General features: G+C 28.3%; 21 protein-coding genes and 1 riboswitch. Of the genes, 11 read left to right on the forward strand and 10 right to left on the reverse strand.

From position 1 onward, the window contains the following. The first annotated feature begins 50 nt into the window (after positions 1–50). From cobC to EG57_RS0219985, 5 genes are all read left to right on the forward strand, one after another. Entirely contained in the window at positions 51–638 is a 588-nt protein-coding gene (gene cobC / locus EG57_RS0219965; RefSeq protein ID WP_032078881.1) for an alpha-ribazole phosphatase, read from the forward strand. 82 nt (positions 639–720) lie between these two features. Beyond that, positions 721–1479 (forward strand): adenosylcobinamide-GDP ribazoletransferase, encoded by a 759-nt coding sequence (cobS, locus tag EG57_RS0219970; RefSeq protein ID WP_029163026.1) that lies wholly within the window; start codon positions 721–723, stop codon positions 1477–1479. A gap of 15 nt (positions 1480–1494) precedes the next feature. After that, positions 1495–2043 carry a bifunctional adenosylcobinamide kinase/adenosylcobinamide-phosphate guanylyltransferase gene (gene cobU / locus EG57_RS0219975; protein ID WP_032078882.1) on the forward strand — a complete coding sequence of 183 codons (549 nt, stop codon included), beginning with the start codon at positions 1495–1497 and terminating at the stop codon, positions 2041–2043. Positions 2044–2129: 86 nt separating this feature from the next. After that, positions 2130–3173: an FAD:protein FMN transferase gene (locus EG57_RS0219980; protein WP_032078883.1), complete on the forward strand. Its 1044-nt coding sequence runs from the start codon at positions 2130–2132 to the stop codon at positions 3171–3173. A 118-nt stretch (positions 3174–3291) separates the two neighbouring features. After that, complete coding sequence (locus tag EG57_RS0219985) at positions 3292–3489, forward strand: DUF1858 domain-containing protein (RefSeq protein WP_029163023.1); 198 nt, start codon at positions 3292–3294, stop codon at positions 3487–3489. A 72-nt stretch (positions 3490–3561) separates the two neighbouring features. On the opposite strand, the gene EG57_RS0219990 is transcribed toward EG57_RS0219985, so the two are convergent. After that, positions 3562–4464 carry a cation diffusion facilitator family transporter gene (locus EG57_RS0219990; protein ID WP_032078884.1) on the reverse strand — a complete coding sequence of 301 codons (903 nt, stop codon included), beginning with the start codon at positions 4462–4464 and terminating at the stop codon, positions 3562–3564. A gap of 431 nt (positions 4465–4895) precedes the next feature. On the opposite strand from EG57_RS0219990, the gene EG57_RS0219995 reads away from it, so the two are divergent. Together EG57_RS0219995 and greA are read left to right on the forward strand one after the other, a co-directional pair. Next, on the forward strand, positions 4896–5393 hold the full coding sequence (locus EG57_RS0219995; RefSeq protein ID WP_200880585.1) for a peptidylprolyl isomerase: 498 nt from the start codon (positions 4896–4898) through the stop codon (positions 5391–5393). A 109-nt stretch (positions 5394–5502) separates the two neighbouring features. After that, positions 5503–5970: a transcription elongation factor GreA gene (greA, locus tag EG57_RS0220000; RefSeq protein WP_032078886.1), complete on the forward strand. Its 468-nt coding sequence runs from the start codon at positions 5503–5505 to the stop codon at positions 5968–5970. 40 nt (positions 5971–6010) lie between these two features. On the opposite strand, the gene EG57_RS0220005 is transcribed toward greA, so the two are convergent. The 4 genes from EG57_RS0220005 to EG57_RS0220020 are packed head-to-tail and all read right to left on the reverse strand — an operon-like array spanning position 6011 to position 9725. Then, complete coding sequence (locus EG57_RS0220005; RefSeq protein WP_029163019.1) at positions 6011–7114, reverse strand: ABC transporter permease; 1104 nt, start codon at positions 7112–7114, stop codon at positions 6011–6013. Positions 7115–7129: 15 nt separating this feature from the next. Then, positions 7130–7903 carry an ABC transporter ATP-binding protein gene (locus EG57_RS0220010; protein ID WP_032078887.1) on the reverse strand — a complete coding sequence of 258 codons (774 nt, stop codon included), beginning with the start codon at positions 7901–7903 and terminating at the stop codon, positions 7130–7132. A gap of 13 nt (positions 7904–7916) precedes the next feature. Then, positions 7917–9032: an HlyD family secretion protein gene (locus EG57_RS0220015; RefSeq protein ID WP_032078888.1), complete on the reverse strand. Its 1116-nt coding sequence runs from the start codon at positions 9030–9032 to the stop codon at positions 7917–7919. A gap of 18 nt (positions 9033–9050) precedes the next feature. Next, complete coding sequence (locus tag EG57_RS0220020) at positions 9051–9725, reverse strand: TetR/AcrR family transcriptional regulator (protein WP_032078889.1); 675 nt, start codon at positions 9723–9725, stop codon at positions 9051–9053. A gap of 285 nt (positions 9726–10010) precedes the next feature. Here EG57_RS0220020 and EG57_RS0220025 point away from each other — a divergent pair, with 285 nt between their 5' ends. Further along, positions 10011–10856, forward strand: coding sequence for a YitT family protein (locus EG57_RS0220025; protein ID WP_032078890.1), 846 nt, complete (start codon positions 10011–10013; stop codon positions 10854–10856). A 27-nt stretch (positions 10857–10883) separates the two neighbouring features. Here EG57_RS0220025 and EG57_RS0220030 read toward each other — a convergent pair whose 3' ends face one another. Genes EG57_RS0220030 through EG57_RS0220050 form a run of 5 tightly spaced genes read right to left on the reverse strand, consistent with a single transcriptional unit; the run spans position 10884 to position 15120 of the window. Next, positions 10884–11414, reverse strand: coding sequence for a hypothetical protein (locus EG57_RS0220030; protein ID WP_032078891.1), 531 nt, complete (start codon positions 11412–11414; stop codon positions 10884–10886). Continuing rightward, a complete protein-coding gene (locus EG57_RS0220035) occupies positions 11414–13870 on the reverse strand; it encodes a glutathionylspermidine synthase family protein (RefSeq protein ID WP_032078892.1) in 2457 nt (818 codons plus the stop codon). Before EG57_RS0220035 ends, EG57_RS0220030 begins: the two co-directional genes overlap by 1 nt. A 29-nt stretch (positions 13871–13899) precedes the next feature. Beyond that, on the reverse strand, positions 13900–14208 hold the full coding sequence (locus EG57_RS0220040) for a hypothetical protein (protein ID WP_032078893.1): 309 nt from the start codon (positions 14206–14208) through the stop codon (positions 13900–13902). Positions 14209–14213: 5 nt separating this feature from the next. Beyond that, the gene (locus EG57_RS0220045; RefSeq protein WP_242859888.1) at positions 14214–14885 is read right to left on the reverse strand and encodes a hypothetical protein; all 672 of its coding nucleotides are present in this window, start codon (positions 14883–14885) and stop codon (positions 14214–14216) included. A gap of 49 nt (positions 14886–14934) precedes the next feature. Then, positions 14935–15120 carry a hypothetical protein gene (locus EG57_RS0220050; protein ID WP_032078894.1) on the reverse strand — a complete coding sequence of 62 codons (186 nt, stop codon included), beginning with the start codon at positions 15118–15120 and terminating at the stop codon, positions 14935–14937. Between the two features lie 317 nt (positions 15121–15437). Here EG57_RS0220050 and EG57_RS0220055 point away from each other — a divergent pair, with 317 nt between their 5' ends. The 3 genes from EG57_RS0220055 to EG57_RS0220065 all read left to right on the forward strand — a co-directional run. After that, positions 15438–16970 (forward strand): transglutaminase domain-containing protein, encoded by a 1533-nt coding sequence (locus EG57_RS0220055; RefSeq protein ID WP_032078895.1) that lies wholly within the window; start codon positions 15438–15440, stop codon positions 16968–16970. 141 nt (positions 16971–17111) lie between these two features. Beyond that, positions 17112–17456 (forward strand): cupin domain-containing protein, encoded by a 345-nt coding sequence (locus EG57_RS0220060; RefSeq protein ID WP_029163009.1) that lies wholly within the window; start codon positions 17112–17114, stop codon positions 17454–17456. A 152-nt stretch (positions 17457–17608) separates the two neighbouring features. Continuing rightward, positions 17609–17692: riboswitch (ZMP/ZTP riboswitch) on the forward strand. Positions 17693–17770: 78 nt separating this feature from the next. Further along, a partial coding sequence (locus tag EG57_RS0220065) for a pyruvate formate lyase family protein (RefSeq protein WP_032078896.1) occupies positions 17771–18680 on the forward strand: 910 nt, incomplete at its 3' end.

The following is an 18680-nucleotide window of genomic DNA, read 5'->3' on the forward strand; positions in this document are numbered from 1 at the left end:
GCATATTTGCTATATAATTTATTTGTGAACTACAGGAATGGGGGGAATGTATGAATTTATATTTTGTAAGACATGGAGAAACTGAATGTAACAAAAGTAATCTCTATTATGGTAATTTAGATGTACCAATTAGTGAAATCGGTTTTATCCAAGCAAAGAAGGATTCAAAAATGCTTGAAAATATAAGTTTTAATAGAGCATATGTAAGTAAAATGAAAAGAGCTAAGCAAACGGCTGAGATTATATTGGATAAAAAAGAATGTAGTATAACTGAAGATTTCAGAATAAATGAAAGAAATTTTGGTGCATTTGAAGGGAAAAATTATAATGAGATAAAAGAACTTTATCCAAAAGAATGGAAGGTTTGGTGTGAAGATTGGAAGAATGCAGTACCACCAAATGGAGAAAGTTATATGCAGTTTTATGGAAAAATAAAAGATTTTATGGATAGTATTTTACAACTTAAGGATGACAATATTCTCATTGTAACTCACAGTGGTGTTATAAAATCTGTGTATTGTTATATTTTAGACAATAATTTAGATTTTTTTTGGAAGTTTAATTCAAAAAATGGCGATATAACTCTTATAAAGTATGAGTATGGAAATATATACATAGATAGTATATGCCATGTTTAACTGAACATAAAAATTATGAAATATATTATAATTAAATTTAATATAGAAGTACAATTTAAGCGTGATAGTAAAGGAGATTATTATGAAAAAAGTATTCAATAGTTTTTTGTTAGTAATTCAGTTTTTTACTAGAATACCTGTAAATATGAATTTACCTTGTGAAATGGAGGATTTTAGGAGAGGATCAACTTTTTTGCCTATTGTAGGGTTAATAATTGGAATTATTCAATGGATAGTATATGAAGCGTTTGTAAAGATATTACCAGTTGATGTAGTAGTAGTGATAGTAATTTTAGTTGGAGTAATTATTACTGGTGGATTTCATATAGATGGGCTAGGAGATACCTTTGATGGATTCTTTGCTTTTAAGGGTGAGGAAAAAATAATTGAAATAATGAAAGATAGTAGAATAGGTACATATGCATGTATTGCAACAATAATGAATTTTTTGTTTAGATATTCACTTTTAACATATATAGCTCCTAGATATTCCGTAGCAATTATAGTAGTTCCTGCAATATCTAGATTTTGTACTGTTTTTATATCTTATATAGGTAATACTGCCAAGAATACAGGGACAGGAAATTTTCTTATAAATAATGTAGGAAAAAATCAATTGTGTATAAGTTTTATGATGACTTTAGCAGTGTTGTTGCTAATAATACATTGGAAATATACTGTTATTTTGGTGGTTTCAGCAATGATTTTTACATTTATATTCAATTTATTTTGTAAAGGTAAAATAGGTGGACTTACAGGAGATACTTTAGGAGCAAGCAATGAATTAAATGAAATACTTGCATTAATTGTTATTACGATATTAGTCAAGAATTTTATATGATAGGAGAGCGTCAGTATGGGAAAAATAGTATTAGTTACAGGTGGAAGTCGAAGTGGAAAAAGTACTTTTGCAGAAAAAATTTTAGAAGGTAAGGACAATGTTTTATATATTGCTACAGCTAAAGTTACAGATGAAGAAATGAAAAAAAGAATAGAAATTCATAAAAAGAGTAGAAATCAAAAATGGTCAACTTATGAAGGGTTTAAAGATTTAGATAAAATTCTGGAAAAAGACAATAATAAATATATAATGTTAGAATGTATGGGCACTATGGTTACAAATTTGATGTTTGACAAAAATATTGATTTTGATACTATTTCATTAGAAGAAATATCAAAGCTAGAAAAGGAAATAAAAGATGAAGTAAAGAAAGTAATTACAGTAGCAAAAGAAAGAGATAAAGAATTAATTATAGTAACAAATGAGGTGGGGTGGAGTATAGTATCAGGTTATAGGCTTGGAAGAATTTTTAGTGATATTTTAGGCCATATCAATCAATATATAGGAAGTTTAAGTGACGAAGCTTATATGGTTGCATGTGGATTCCCTATTAGACTTAAATGATTAAGAGAAACTATATTAAGGCAAAATTTTGTGTGTACAAAAAGAAAATAAAACTTGAATAAAATATAAAAATGAGGTTTACAAGTATGAAAAAAGTGGTTAAAAGTATAAGTATAGCAATTTTTATGGTAACATGTATTTCATTATTTTATGGATGTGGAAAAAAGAATTTAGAACCACTTGATAAAACAGAATATATGTTAGGTACTGTTTGTTCCATAAAGGTATACGATGGCAATAAGCAACAAGCTATTGACAGTGCATATAAAAGAATTAAAGATATAGAAAATAAGATGAGTGTAAATAAAAGCGGAACTGAGTTGGATGCTGTTGCTGATAAGGCTGGAAAGTCTTATGTTAAAGTATCCGATGATACTTTATATGTTTTGAAAAAAGGAAAATATTACTCGGAGCAGTCTAATGGAGCATTTGATATAACTATAGGACCTTTAGTTAAGCTTTGGGGAATAGGAACTGATAATGCTAAATTGCCTTCTGTACAGGAAATAGACCAAAAAAAAGCTTTAATAAATTATAAAGATCTTATTATAGATGAGAAAAATAAGCAGGTAATGTTGGCTAAACCTGGAATGTCTTTAGATTTAGGTGGTATTGCAAAAGGTTATGCTGCAGATGAAGCTACGAGAATACTAAAGGAAAATGGCGTTAAGCATGCTATTGTAAACCTTGGTGGTAATGTGCTTGCTATTAATGATAATCCAGAAGGTAAACCATGGACAATAGGTGTACAAAATCCATTTAATACTACAGGAGATTATTTTGCTACAATAAATGTTACCAATAAAACAGTTGTAACTTCTGGAATATATGAAAGGTTTTTTGAAAAGGATGGTAAAAAGTATCATCATATTTTGAACCCTTTTACTGGTTACCCAATGGATAATTCCCTTGCCAGTGTTACATTAGTTACAGATGTATCCATTGATGCAGATGCTATGACTAAAAACATATTTTATAAGGGTATGGAAAAGGGTCCTGAATATGTGAAAACATTAAAAGGAGTAGATGCCATATTTGTAACTAAAAATAAAGAAGTTTATATAACTGATGGTCTAAAAAATAATTTTGAAATTACTAATTCAGAATTTAAGCTTATAAATAAAAAATAATAATAAATTTTTGCTATAAAAGAAATAATAATACTTGATAAGAAAATGACTAAGTATTACAATTACAATGTGATACTAAATCTAGTATTATAAATTAAGTAAAAGTGAGGTATTGATTATGGAAAGAATAACTAAGGATATGACAATTGGAGAAATAATAAGAGTAAATCCAAAAGCTGCTGAAACTTTAATGACTTTTGGAATGGGATGCGTAGGATGCCCTTCAGCACAAGCTGAATCATTAGAAGAAGCTGCTCAAGTTCATGGCATGGATATAGAAAATTTACTAAGAGCATTAAATGCTTTAGATAGATAGAATAATATTAGAAAGCAGCAATTAAGTATAATAAAAATATCCGTATTTATGGTTTATAAATACGGATATTTTTTATTTGCATTTCTCTTTTTTAGTGAACTTACAATAAGAGCAATTTTTGTCACAGGCTTCTAAATGTATTGTGGCATGAGTATTTTTTAGAGATTTTTCAATATCATTTTCTATTATATCGCAAATATCATGAGCGTCCTTTATAGTCATATTTTCAGGAAAAACTAGATGCAGATCAATATATTTGGTACGTCCAGATTTTCGAGTTCTAAGGTCATGAAAGTCACAGTATACAGCACTATGTTTGTCAATGGCAGCTTTTATTGAGTTTATTTGTGTATCAGATAATTTTACATCTAAAAGAGGCTCAAAAGCTGTTTTTAAAAGTGAGTAAGCTTCTTTTAAAATGAATATAGCAACTATAATGGCAACTATAGGATCCAAAAAGTGTAACTTTGTGATCCATATTAGCAATAGTCCTACACCAACACCTAAGGATGTATAAACATCTGCCTTTAAATGGAGAGCATCTGCTTCTAAGGCTATAGAATCTTCTTGTTTAGCAATTTTATATATTTTTTTTGATACTATATGATTTACCAAAGCAGATATAAACATAACTATAAATCCGATACCTATTGAACCTACGATTTCAGGATGCATTATTTTCTTTACGGCTTCTACTATTATCCATACAGAAGCCCCAAAAATAAGTAATGCTTCTAGTACACCTGATATATTTTCTACTTTACCGTGACCATATGGATGATCTTCATCTGCTGGTTTATCAGATATTTTCACGGAAAAGAAGGCAATGATTGCAGCTGCCAAATCCATAGTAGAATGTATTGCTTCGGATATAATACTTACTGAACCTGTAAATATGCCTACAAATATTTTCATTAATATAAGACTTGAGTTAGAAAGTATAGAAAGTCTTGCAACCTTTACTTTTGAATTCATTTTAAAGCCTCCTATAAATTACTATTTATTATCAATTGATAATAAAATATACATATATAATAAATGTATAATGCTTAAAAGTCAACAGTTTTTTAAAAGTGATATGTATTATCATTTGATAAAGAATTTTAATTTCTTTTAACTAGTATTTGTAAAAAATTTAATTATATTTGTGTTGCTTTAGTTATTGTAATACTTTTATGAATATTTAGTTGATAATTATATTTACTTTAGTTATACTGAAATGAGTATATTTAAAAGAAGGTGTAATAATGAAATTAAATAAAATTATAATTTTGATTTTATGTGTGATAGCTGCTTTTATAATTTTTGGATGCTCTCAGAAAAATTTTATACAGGGATCTAAAAAATTTAAAGTTGTAGATGAAAAAACGCTGCATGATGCTGCTAATCCAATAGTTACAATAACCATGGAAAATGGTGATGAAATAAAGGTTGAATTATATCCTAAATCAGCACCAAATACTGTGGACAATTTTGTATACTTAGCCAATAAGGGTTTTTATAATGGATTGACTTTTCATAGAGTTATACCTAAATTTATGATTCAAGGTGGATGTCCAAAGGGAGATGGTACTGGAGGACCTGATTATAAAATAAAAGGTGAGTTTGCTGAAAACGGATTCTATGAAAATGGATTAAGACATACAAGAGGAGTAATTTCTATGGCTAGGTCACGAGAAAATGATTCAGCCGGATCACAATTTTTTATTATGCATGGAGATGCACCAAGCCTTGATGGAAAATATGCTGCTTTTGGAAAGGTTACTAAAGGAATGGATGTAGTGGATAAAATAGTTTCTGTAGATAGGGATTCTAAGGACAAACCTAAGGTAACACAAGTTATGAAGAAAGTAACAGTGGATACTTTTAACAAAAAATATAGTAAGCCTGAGACAATTAAGTAAATTATGAACTTGGCCTACACCTTGTATTATTAATTTACTAATATTATAATAGTAAAATGAGGTTAATTATGTTAGATTAACAGAATTTAAGATAGTAGGTGATTTTTTAATGCGTAGTATAATGTTGACAGAAGCTGGTAAGAAAAAGCTAGAAGAAGAATTGGAATATTTAAAGACTGTAAAAAGAGCAGAAATTAAATCTGCTTTGAAGTATGCCCGTGCGCAGGGAGACTTAAGTGAAAATGCTGATTATGATGCAGCAAAAGATGATCAATCCATGACTGAAACAAGAATAATGGAATTAGAGCAGCAGCTTAAAAATGCTGTTATAATTGAAGATTCTGATGAGGAACATGTATTTGGTATTAATAAAACGGCTCTTGTAAAGTTCTATGATATTGATGATACTGAAGAAGTTACTCTTGTAAGTTCAGTAGAATCCGATGTTAAAAATATGAAAATAAGTATAGAATCTCCTTTGGGTGCGGCTTTATACAAAATTGAAGTTGGTAAAAAGGTTGCTGTTGAATCACCAGATGGAGAATATGAAGTAGAAGTTTTAAAAATATTAGATTAAAACAAAGTTCACTTCCTTTATTGAAGTGAACTTTGTTTTTTTAATCTAATGTTTTATTGAACTTCTTCATAGTCGCTCCTATGATTATAAAAATTAAAATTAGTAGTGAAATAATAGGACTTATTAGATAAGAAATTCCTACACCTTTAACAATTATTCCTCTTAGTATTTGTAAAAAATAAGTCATAGGAAGTATGTTGCTTAAATAGTATATAAATTTAGGCATAGCCTCCCTTGGAAACATAAATCCAGAAAGGAGTACACTTGGAAGTAATAAAGCTATAGAAGCTTGCATCGCTTGAAGTTGATTTTTAGATACTGTAGATATAAGCATGCCCATTGCCAGAGAGCAAATTAAAAATAAAGTTCCAAGAAATATTAGTAATGCCATGCTTCCTTTTACAACTACACCAAATATTAAATTTCCCAGTAATAAAGCAATTATTAAATCAAAAAATCCTATTAAAGTATAAGGTATGAGTTTACCAACTACAAGCTCAAAAGGTGTAACAGGAGTCATAATAAGTTGCTCTATGGTACCTTTTTCTCTTTCTCTTACCATAGCAAAAGATGTAAGTATTACAGTGATATTTTGAAGAATAAGTCCAATTACTCCAGGAATATTAAACTTACTGCTTTCTAGTGTTGGATTATAGAGAACTAAAGGTTTTAAAGTTAATCTTTTTACATTAACAGATTTTATTTTAAGTGAATAATTATTTGCTATAAGCTGAGAATATGACATGGCAGTTCTGGCTATAGTTGGGTCTGATCCGTCTACTAAAACTTGAATCTCTGTTTGAGAATTTCTCCTTAAATTTTTTGTATAATCAGGAGGTATTATCAGCCCTACTTTTACCTTACCCATGCTTATATATTTTTCTACTTCTTCAGAAGAATTCATAGATCCATATAATTTAAAGTAATATGAATTAGTAAATTTGCTTATAAGTTCTCTACTTTCTAATGTGTTGCTTCCATCATAAATGGCTAAGTTTACATTGTTTACATCTGTATTTACAGCAAATCCAAATAGCAAAAGCATCATGACAGGCATTAGTAAGGCTATAATCAGACTTGCTTTATCTCTTTTTATATGGATAAACTCTTTTTTAGTAATAGTAAGTAATCTTTTATATTGCATATATATCACCTTCTTTTATTCGGATGCTTTTAAATCATTGAATGAAGATATAACTTGTCTATTAGAAAGCTTTTTAACATAATTTATAAATACTTCTTCCAAATTTTCTGTATTATGTTCTTTGTAAAGATTTTCAGGAGTGTCTATAGTAATAAGCTTGCTATTATATATAAAACCTATAATATCGCAAATAGAGGCTTCATCCATATAGTGAGTAGTTACAAGAACTGTTATACCATCTTTAACAAGCTCCGTTATGGTGTGCCAAAATTCTCTTCTTGAAACAGGATCTACACCTGCAGTAGGTTCATCTAATATAAGTAATTTGGGGTTATGGATTAATGAACATCCTAGTGCTAATCTTTGTTTCCATCCTCCAGATAGAGTTCCGGCCAAGCTTTTTTCTTTTCCCTTTAAGTTTGCCATAATGATGAGCTCTTTTTTTCTTTCTTCCAGAAGTTTTTTAGGAAGCATATATATTTTTCCATAAAATTCTAAATTTTCTTCTACGGTTAGATCTTCATAAAGACTAAATTTTTGAGACATATATCCTATATTTTGTTTGATTTTTTCCGTATCTTTTATAAGATCATATCCCAAAACTTTTCCTTCACCTAATGTTGGGCTTAATACACCACAAATCATCCTTATAGTGGTAGATTTTCCTGATCCATTTGGCCCAAGAAATCCAAAAATTTTACCTTTAGGTATGTCAAAAGATAAGTTATCTACTGCTGTGAAATTACCAAATTTTTTTGTAAGACCTTTTATAGAAATGGCATAATCCATAATATAACACCTCTTATTTTAAATTTACATCAAAAAGCATTCCTGGTTTTACAATATCCAAGTTATCTAATATTTGTATTTTGACTGCGTATACTATTTTCATTCTATCTTTTTTAGTGACTATATTCATAGGAGTAAACTCAGCATCTGGTGATATATATGTGATTTTTCCTTTTACAGTTTTGTTTTTTATAAAATCACTTTTTAGAATTACATTTTTATCTAATTTGATATTGGGAAGCATACTTTCAGGCACATAAATCTTAACCCAAACATTATTTGTGTCAATTAAAGTAGCTATAGCTGTTCCAGGAGTAACATATTCACCTTTTTTAAAGTTGATAGTTTGTATAGTACCATCCACTGCTGATACTAAATTATTTTTATCTAATTGAATTTTAGACAATTCATAGGAATTTTGAGCTTTATCTAAATTATATTGAGCAGTGTTTTTGTCTCTTTCAGTAGCACCATTTACTAAAAGATTTAATTTTTCACTGGAAGCATTTAACTGTGCTTTATAATTATTTAATTGAGCTTGAGACATATCTAGTGCACTTTTTGCATTGTTTAGAGTATTAGATACATTATCTAAATCATTTTTAGCTGCATCAACTTTGTATTTTGATTCTGAGCCACTGTTATATAGAGTAACAGCATCATCATATAATTTCTTTTTATAATCATAATTAGTTTTAGCAGCATTTAAATTATTTTTTGAATTATTTACATTTGCATCTCCTTGTTTTACGGCTGCTTGAGCCTGTTCAACTAATGCTTGTTGAGCTTTTATTTCCTCTATTCTATTTCCATCTTTTATTTTTCCAAGTTCATTTTCTGCATTTTTTATACTAATTTGAGAACTTTGTAGGTTAACTTCAGTTTCATTTGATGATATTACTGCCACTAAATCACCTATTTTCACTTTAGTACCCTCTTTCATCTTGATATCGCCGATTTTACCTGAAGTTTCAGAAGTTATGTTAATAGTATCGGCTTCTGCTGTACCAGAATAGATGAACTCGTCAGATTGTTTGTCTTTTAATGATTTAACTACAAAGAAAATGGAAAATGATAATATAAGTACCATAAATAAAATTGCAAATTTTAAGATTCTTTTTTTATTCATTTTAAAACCCTCCTAATATTATTTTGCAACTCCGTGTAAAAAAATATCCACCATTTGTTTTATATCTTCTTCATCATTTTCACTGCTAAAATAGTCTGGAAAAACATTGCTAAGTATTATATATCCAATAAGCAAACTCATCATAGTTCTTGTTATTAGTATGGGTTCTTTATCTCTAAAATTTTCATTTTCAATATTTTGTTCCATAAAATTGTTTATAAATGGTATTACTATAGGTCCTAAATTTTTTTGAATAGTTTTAAGAAGTTCTGGTTGGTATGCAGCTTCCATAAATATGGTTTTAATTAATGGAAAGTTAGAATGTATTAAATTTAATCTATCCAAAAGCAAATCTTCCATTAGTTTATCAATAGGCTTATTTTTTTTGTTTTCTATTATTGCTTCTGCCGATTTAATGGCCAAAGGTTTAAAAAATTTTGTAATTAAAGGTATTAATAGTCCAATTAACAGATCTTTTTTTGTTTTGTAATATCTAAATATAGTACCTTCTGCAACTTCTGCTTCTTTTGCTATTTCGCTGGTTCTGCTGCCTTGGAATCCTTTTTCTGAAAATATCTTCATAGCTGCTTCAAGTATTTGCCACTGCCTTTTGGTCATATTTTCTTCTAAATCCCCTTGATCATTCAAAAGTTTTTCTATGTCATCCTTTATTTGATCGTCATTTAAGTTCATGGTATCACCTCATTATTTTTTAAAAATAAATGAGTACTCACTCATTTATTTAAATTCTAATACCTAAAATTTTTTTTGTCAACTAAAAGTTCATAAAAATTAAACTAAATATTGACAGTAAAAAGTATCATGTGATACTATATAATTGAGTTATAACTTAACTTATGAAAAGACATTCATACAAGAATTTTGTAATGTGTGATATGAGAGCATATAAATCTGAGGAAATATTTTACTTGGATTTATATGCTCTTTTTAGTGAATATTATACTAGGAGGAGTGAGTATGAAAAGTAAATTAAAAAATTTTTCTTTAATTTTATTAGGTACATTTCTTGTTGCATTTGGAACTTATTTTTTCCTTGCTCCAAATGAAATTGCAGCAGGAGGAATAAGTGGAGCTGCCATAATTATAAATAGTATTTTTCCTAATATACCTATTGGCATATTGATGATGGCAATGGAGGTTATATTATTTACAATTGGAATAATAGTTATAGGTCCTGTGTTTGGAGGAAAAACTGTATTTTGTAGTTTTACTATATCTGGAATGATGCTGCTTTTAGAATGGCTATTTCCGAAACATCCATTAAGTAACGATGTTCTTGTGCAGCTTATATTTGGAATATTGATTTCTGGATTAGGTATGGGAATTGTGTTTAATCAAGGAGCGTCCACAGGTGGAACTGATATTATTGGTAAAATAATAAATAAGTATTTTAAAATTAGTATAGGAAAATCTGTTTTGATTCCAGATATAGTAGTTACTGCAGCTGCATCTTTAGTGTTTGGAATAGATAAAGGTTTGTATGCTATATTAGGAGTTATAATAAACTCAACTATAATTGATAAAGTAATAAAAAGTATCAATACCTATAAGCATGTGGCTATAATAAGCAATGAAGGAGAGAAAATTAAAAGCTATATAGTTGATAAGCTTCAGAGAAGTGCTACAGTATACTATGCTAAAGGTGCATATAAAAATAATGAAAGAGAAGTTATAACTACAGTAATAAGTAGAAAAGAATTTTTTAAATTAAAGGAATATATAAGTTTAATTGATGATAGAGCATTTATCACTGTTAATGAAATAAATGAAGTTCTTGGCGAAGGATTTCAAAATATTATATAAATGAATAAAATAAGCATAATGCTTATTTTATTCATCATCTGATGCAGTAAGTTCACCACAATCTTTTATTGAATTTTGAGGGATATATACTTTATAGTAATATCTCTTCTGAGTTTTTATTATGTTGCCGTTTTTGTCCTTTTTTACATAGTCTGTGGCATAGGCTTTAACTGTGCCAGGCTTATCTAAGGAATTAGAAGAATCAACATAATGTATTTCTACTTGCTTATCAATTACATCTATATTGTTTGATTTTTCATTGTTTTTTTCGCCTTGAAAAATGTAATGAACTTGTCCGTTTAAAGTTCCTTTACCGAGATAAAAACCGTCTATATTGACTAGATTACAAGTATCTACTAGTTTTTCGTTTTGCACAGCATATCCTACTAAATTTTTATCATTCTGTCGTTCTTTATATTTAGTTTGACCATATATTCCTAGTATAATAATAATTGCTAAAATACATAGGATAACTTTAATTATTGTATGCTTATTAATGTGTTTTTTCTTATTTTGTTCAAATAATTTTGTTGATGTAATTTCGTTCTTTTTACCCATTAAATGTCCTCCTTTATGAAGATAGGGGAATATATACAGGAACTGGTAGTTATCAAATTTCCCAATCTAGTATAAAGACCACAAAATTTATCACCAGTTATGTAGGTACCAAAAATAGGATATAGAAGTCTATTTTCTTTGTGTAAAGTTGAGTAAATATCATAATCTATTGGAGTCATATGCTCTCGTTTTTGAAAAATAAAACTGTATTCAGGCTCTTTAGACACCTCATATCCTAATAAGACACCATTGCCTTCTCTTTCTAAAAGTGGTTTTATACAAATATCAGTAGTATTAAGTTTTCTTACATCAAAACTAGTTTCTGATATATATTTTTCGATAATAAGATTTTCATCTTTAGAAAAAAATCCTTGTTGTTTTAATTCAAAGATTAAAGCTAAAAAAGCCTTGGTTTGGGTAACTATGGTATGGGGAGGGTTTATACTAAGAGTATTTTGCTTCATGGCATTTAGTATATCTGTTCTACTTTCATGAATAAACCAATCTAAAGGATAATATCTAAATACAGCGTCTAAAGGTTTGTCATAAAGATATAATTTATCATTATTAACTTTTACATCATAGATATTTCCCATACTTATTTTATAAGGAAGATCTTTAACTATATTGTATATAATGCTTGTATTATACCAATCTTCATAATAAGTTCCAGATAAAATGCCTATATTACTAATATCATGATTTTTAGAATAATCCTTTAATATTTTAAAAAATTCTTCTCTTATCATGCTAACCATGTTTTCATTAGGATTTTTATATGGAATATTTAATTCTTCCTGTATTATTTTACTTATACCAATACTTTCAACTAAACCTGCAGGAGTTTCAGAATTGATTTCTAAAAGTTTCCACTCACCTTTATTGTTAAGACACCAATCTATTCTTCCTAAAAATAAAAAAGAATTTGTATTTTTATCTTTAACTATATTTTCTAGCCCATGAATACCTAGAATATCAGAAAATGCATTAATATTTTCTAATACTAGATTTTGAGCCTTTTTAAATATGGTACATATATTATTAGCAGCGTTTTTTAGTTCATCAAATTTGCTTTTGTTTAAGATAAGGCTGTTTAGGGATGTATATTCTTTATCTCTAAAATAACTTCCAGTAAAATCATACTCCATCATAGCTCTGTCACTTATTTTATCCCAAATTTCTTTTCTATTGTTTCCTGTAAAATGGAGTATATCTATATGTTTATCTGACCATCCTATTGGCGTTATCCATGTGCTTTCGTCACAAGTTAAATAGCTTTCATTCCATCTAGTACAAAAGCCTTCTACTTTTCCATTAATAAGATAAACTCCAAAGTTTCCAAAAGCTTCTTTAGGTATAAATCTATCTTCTGATACTGTAGTTACAGCATCCTTGTGAATAGCACAAAATTTTTGAAGAATAAAGTCATCTGGATTTTCCAAAACATATTCTACTGATTTTTTCCATTCTTCTTCTGAGTGCAATATTCCAATGAATACATTTTCGCTATATCTTCCATAAATAGGTTTTAAAACATATTTATTTTTATTTTTTAGTACATCTTTTAAATAATCTTTTTTAAAAATACGAGTTTGAGGAAGAGTATTTTTTATTACTTCTCTTTCATGCTCGCTTAATCTTTTGTCCTGTTTCTCTATTAATGACCATAGGTAAGCAAATAGACTTTTGCATTGACCAATGATTACTCTAGGATCGTTTATGATGAGAACTTTACCTTGATTATATAAATTTAAAATTTCTTCTATATGGCAAACTTCATCCATATGCTCTGTAGGAAATTGTCTTAAAATTACATGTATTTTTTTCTTACCAAAAGCAAGCAAATTACCATCTACAACTTTTAAATTTTTAGGACCTACAGCTATAAAATGAAAATTAGAATTTTCCATAATATCTTTATATAAAAATGATAAATGACATTCTTCTAAATGACAAGGATCTACAAGTACAGCTATATTAAAGGTTTTATGTAAATGATTTTTGAAAAAATCATTTACTATATTTTTAAAAGAAGCTATAAATTTATCTTTAAATCCACTATTTAAATTATTATGTGTTTCCAAGTATTCACTAACTAAAATTTCTCTTTGAGCACAAGGCTTGTCATAATTAAATTCAGAGAAAAAAATCCCGCCATCTTCTCTTATAAATGCATCATATCTTACCCAAAACATAGGACTTAATGGGATTTTTAGATCTACAATATTCTGCTTAAATTTAAAGTCTTTTATATATTGTTGAAAATCAAAAAAATCTCCATTAATATTTTTTATTATTCTTTTAACTAAAAGATCTAAAGTTTCTGCAGACTTTTTCATATTATCTACTGTTTTATTATCGAGATAGAAGGGACAGGGAGAAAATATAGTTTCTTTTCTTCTGCAATCTATCATGTAGTAGTCAAACAAAAGTTTATCAGTTAAAGAGTTGTACACTTTAAAATCATCTCCACAAAGTAATATATTTAACTAGATACACTTCCAGCATGTACTCCAGAATATCCACCATTAGAGGATGGTGTAGTCCAAGCCTTCCATCCACCAGTACTGCCTGTATTGATGCTAGATTTACTGCCACTAGATGTTGAACTAGAGTTAAATATAAAAGGGGTTGAATGTGAGTAAGAAGTAGACTGATTTTGATTATCATCTTCTTTATCTTTGTCTCTATTTTGATGTGCACAGCCAGTTAATGCCAATGGATTTACTAACACCATTGATACTGCAAGACTTAGTGCAGCCGCTTTATATTTCCATGATTTTTTATTATCCATAAATTTTATTCTCCAATCATATATTTGTTTACCTTTATACTATAATGCTCTAGATAATCAAAATAACAAGAAATATCTTCTTTAATAGATGTTTTATAAATATAAACTACATTGTCAAAGTTTAATTCCTTCAACAATTCATGAGAAGGCATATCCTCTTCAGTAGTTTCATATTGATTGTTAAAATAGTTTTCTTCAGTACCTGTAGAATCAGAGATATATCTGCCGTTATCTAAGATGAAAATGTAACCTTCAGTTTTTATATCAGAAATTTTTTCACCATAAGTAATTAAATTGCTTATAAAGTCTTCTCCTTGAACTAAACCATAGGGATGAAGTATAGCATTAAAAGTAAGTACAGGCTTAATCTTTAGACTATTTTGAAGCATATAAGCAAATTTAATGCTTTCGCTTCCAGGTATGTCTAAGATGAAAATAGTATTATGTCTCTTGTATTTATTTATTATATGCTTAGTCTCGTTAAATTCTTTTGTTTCATTAGATGCAATATCAAATTTTTTTATAATAAAGTTTGGATAGTTTTTGATAGAAACAAATGGTGTGGATTTAAAAAAGCACTGAAAAGGTTCAGTACCGTTTTTCCACTTTAAATAGATATCATATATATTATAGTTATCAAGATAATTCAAACCAATATAACTGGTTATGAAAATCATAATAAAACATAACCATACTCCTTTCTTAAGTATTTTAGGGTGATGATTTTTAATAAACGATAGCTACAAATTTATTTACATTTATTATGTGAGTATATCCATTGAGATCCTTTATTACTAAAAAACCTTCTCTTTGAACCTCTATACTTACATCACTTATGACTATATCCGGATTGGAATTATTATAGGATTCTGAAGAAGTGTAAAGATTTAAAGTTTTCCTTTCAGTAAACATTTTATATATCCTCCTTAATATTTATGTATTTTAAGTTTATACAAATATTATCATGTTATGGGAATCTATTCAATAACGGTTTTAGGCTAAATATTGTAAAAAAGTAAGATTTACAAACATAAAATATAGTTTTTATAACTATTACATAGGTTTGTTATTATTATCTTATGAATAATAAAGAAGTTCAAATATATTTATTAACATCTACATAAAAATAATTTGTTATAAAAGGAGTTATTTTTGAGAACTTAAGGAAATTAAGATGAAATATATGGTATAATGTATACAAATTTATCTTGCAAAAGGAAGTGAAATATGTGAAAAGAATTTGGAAGTTAATCGCTAGTATGATAGTTATATCTTTAGTTACTTTTGCACCTGTTTTTGTACAAGCACATGGGGTGAATGATTCCACTGAAGATTCTAGTTATAATATTAAAATAAATAATATTAATGAAAAATATTATAGTGGAAATGTAAGTAGAAAAAATAAAAATCTTCTTAATGCAGCTGTACAACAGCAAGTAAAACAACCCAATCTTTTATATAGTAATAATTCTTGCAGCACTATAAATCAAATTAAGCAGGTGGCTAAAGATAATTATTTAAATAGAAATACAAGTTTTTCCATACATTATACAGGGAATTTTTCGGATCTGAAAGGTATATTAAATGAAGTATTAGACTATATTGATGAATCTGATGATTATTTGGCAAATTCTATTGTAAGCTCTGAAGTAAGGTATCATGGATATAATCAAGATGTAGATATAGATTTTACTGTAGAATATTTATTAACATATGATCAGGAAAATTGGGTAAATCAGAAGGTGAATTCTATACTTCAAAATATAATAAGAGATTCTATGACACAAGATCAAAAAGAAAAAGCTATACATGATTACATAGTTGCAAATACTGCTTATGATGAAACTCTTGTAAAACATAGTGCTTATGATGCATTGCATGATGGAACTACAGTGTGTCAAGGATATGCACTTTTAGCATATAAAATGTTAAATGAAGCAGGTGTACCAGCTAAAATTGTAGTTGGTATGGTAGATGGAAGTAGTGTGGAAAATCATGCTTGGAATTTAGTAAATCTTAATGGAAAGTGGTACCAGTTGGATTGTACATGGGATGATCCTGTACCAGATGTTCAGGGAAGAGTAAGATATGATTATTATAATTTAACAGACAATCAATTGGTTAAAGATCATGCATGGAATAGATCAAAATATCCAGTTGCTAATACAAGTTATGATTTAAGTATTACTAATGTTCCAGTTAAATCTGTAGTATTGGACAAACATCAGATAACTTTAAAAGTAGGAGAAACTACGTCATTAACTGCAAATGTATTACCAGCTAATGCTTCAGATAACTCAATAATTTGGAGATTCGATGCGCAAGGATTAATTTCTTTTGATGGAATAAGTATAAAGGCTTTGAAACCTGGTAAGGTTTATATAAATGCAGTATCAAATGATGGAGGTTTTAAAGATACTTGTATTGTAACAGTAGTTAACGATACAGAAGTAGACTTTAATAATTCTAGACAGTGGCAGGAAAAGACCGGTATAGAACCAAATAAGTCATGGAAATTAAAATTTACTAAAACTGTAGCTAGTTCTACAGCAAATAAAAATAATATATATGTATTAGATGAATTATATAACAAAGTAGATGTTGATATAAACTTTGATGTTACCAAAGATACTTTAGTAGTTAAACCTGCGCAAAGTTATAAATCAGGTAAAGTGTATTATTTAGTGGTAACTACAAATGTTACTTCAGATTCAGGACAAAAAATATCTAAACCTATCATAATGAAATTTACAATCAAATAGTAAAAAATAACAGCTGATTTTTAGCTGTTATTTTTTATAATAAAATTTATTCTTTTGTAACTAATGGTACAGATTAATCATATAATTAGTATTACTATTTAGATATAAGGAAACACTTATATTGTTAGGAGGTAAGAAGTTATGGAGAAACATTTTATAAAGAATATCGATTTTGCAAAACCATTAGAGTTTGAAGGACTTGTAGATTATGAGGAGGGAAGAGTTGTAAGCAGAACTTTAGCTCAAGGAAAAGCTCTTAGTGTAACTTTATTTGCATTTGATAAAGGTGAAGAAATCAGTTCTCATTCAGCAGGAGGAGATGCTATGGTTTATATTCTTGATGGTGAATCTGAAATAACCATAGGAGATGAAAAGTTTAATGTTAAGAAAGGTGAAACTATAGTAATGCCAGCACATGTGCCACATGCACTTTTAGCTGCAGAAAAGTTTAAAATGTTATTAGTAGTGGTTTTTAGTTTAACATAGTTAAAAAATTAATTTAGTTATTTATGAATATTTGTATATTTATAAATTGACAAACAACGAATTATTGTTTACTATTATATTATTAAATTTAAAAAACTAAAAAAATCATTATTTAATTGTATTTGAAAGTAACGTAATTAAAGATTTTTTTAGTAGAATCACATAACTGGCGGAAGTGGAGTTTACCACAGGGAGTGTGATTTATACAAAAAATGTCGACCGCCTGGGCAAACTGTCCAGGCGGCGTTATATTTTTTGAAGCTTCCTGGATATGTAAAAAAATATTTTAATTAATTAGGGAGGCATTTTTTATGATTATGAAACAACGGCAAGGATTTAAATCAGGTATATGGACAGAGGAAATAGACGTAAGAGAATTCATACAAAAAAACTATACAGCATATGAAGGAGATAAAAGTTTTTTAGAAGCACCAACAGAAAAAACTAATAAGCTTTGGAAAGAAGCAGAAGAGTTAATTATAGAAGAAATCAAAAAAGGAATTATAGATGTTGAAACTAATGAAATTTCAGGTATAAATAATTTTAAACCTGGTTATTTAGACAAGCAAAATGAAGTTATAGTAGGATTTCAGACAGATGCACCACTAAAGAGAATAATGAATCCTTTTGGTGGAATGAGAATGGTAGAACAGTCCTTAGAAGAATATGGATTTAAGATGAATGAGAATATAGAAAATTATTTTAGTAAATATAGAAAGACTCATAATCAAGGAGTATTTGATGCTTATACAGAAGCTACAAGAAAAGCAAGAACAGTGGGACTTCTTACAGGACTTCCAGATGCTTATGGAAGAGGAAGAATAATAGGTGATTATAGAAGAATAGCTCTTTATGGAATAGATTTTTTAACAGCACAGAAGAAAAAAGATTTAAATGAGTTAGTAGGGCCAACTACAGATGAACTTATAAGACTTAGAGAAGAAGTATCAATGCAGATTAGAGCTTTAGGTGAAATAAAAGCTATGGCAGCATCTTACAGCATAGATATATCAAAGCCAGCATGTAATGCTGTAGAAGCAGCTCAATTCTTATACTTTGGATATTTAGCAGGAGTAAAAGAAAATAATGGAGCAGCAATGTCTATAGGAAGAAATACTACATTCTTAGATATATATATAGAAAGAGATTTGAAAAATGGTGTTATAACAGAAGCAGAAGCACAAGAGATAATAGATCAGCTTGTTATAAAATTAAGGATGGTGA

Origin of the sequence: Clostridium drakei (assembly GCF_000633595.2) — a bacterium.
GTDB classification, from domain to species: Bacteria; Bacillota; Clostridia; order Clostridiales; family Clostridiaceae; genus Clostridium_AM; species Clostridium_AM drakei.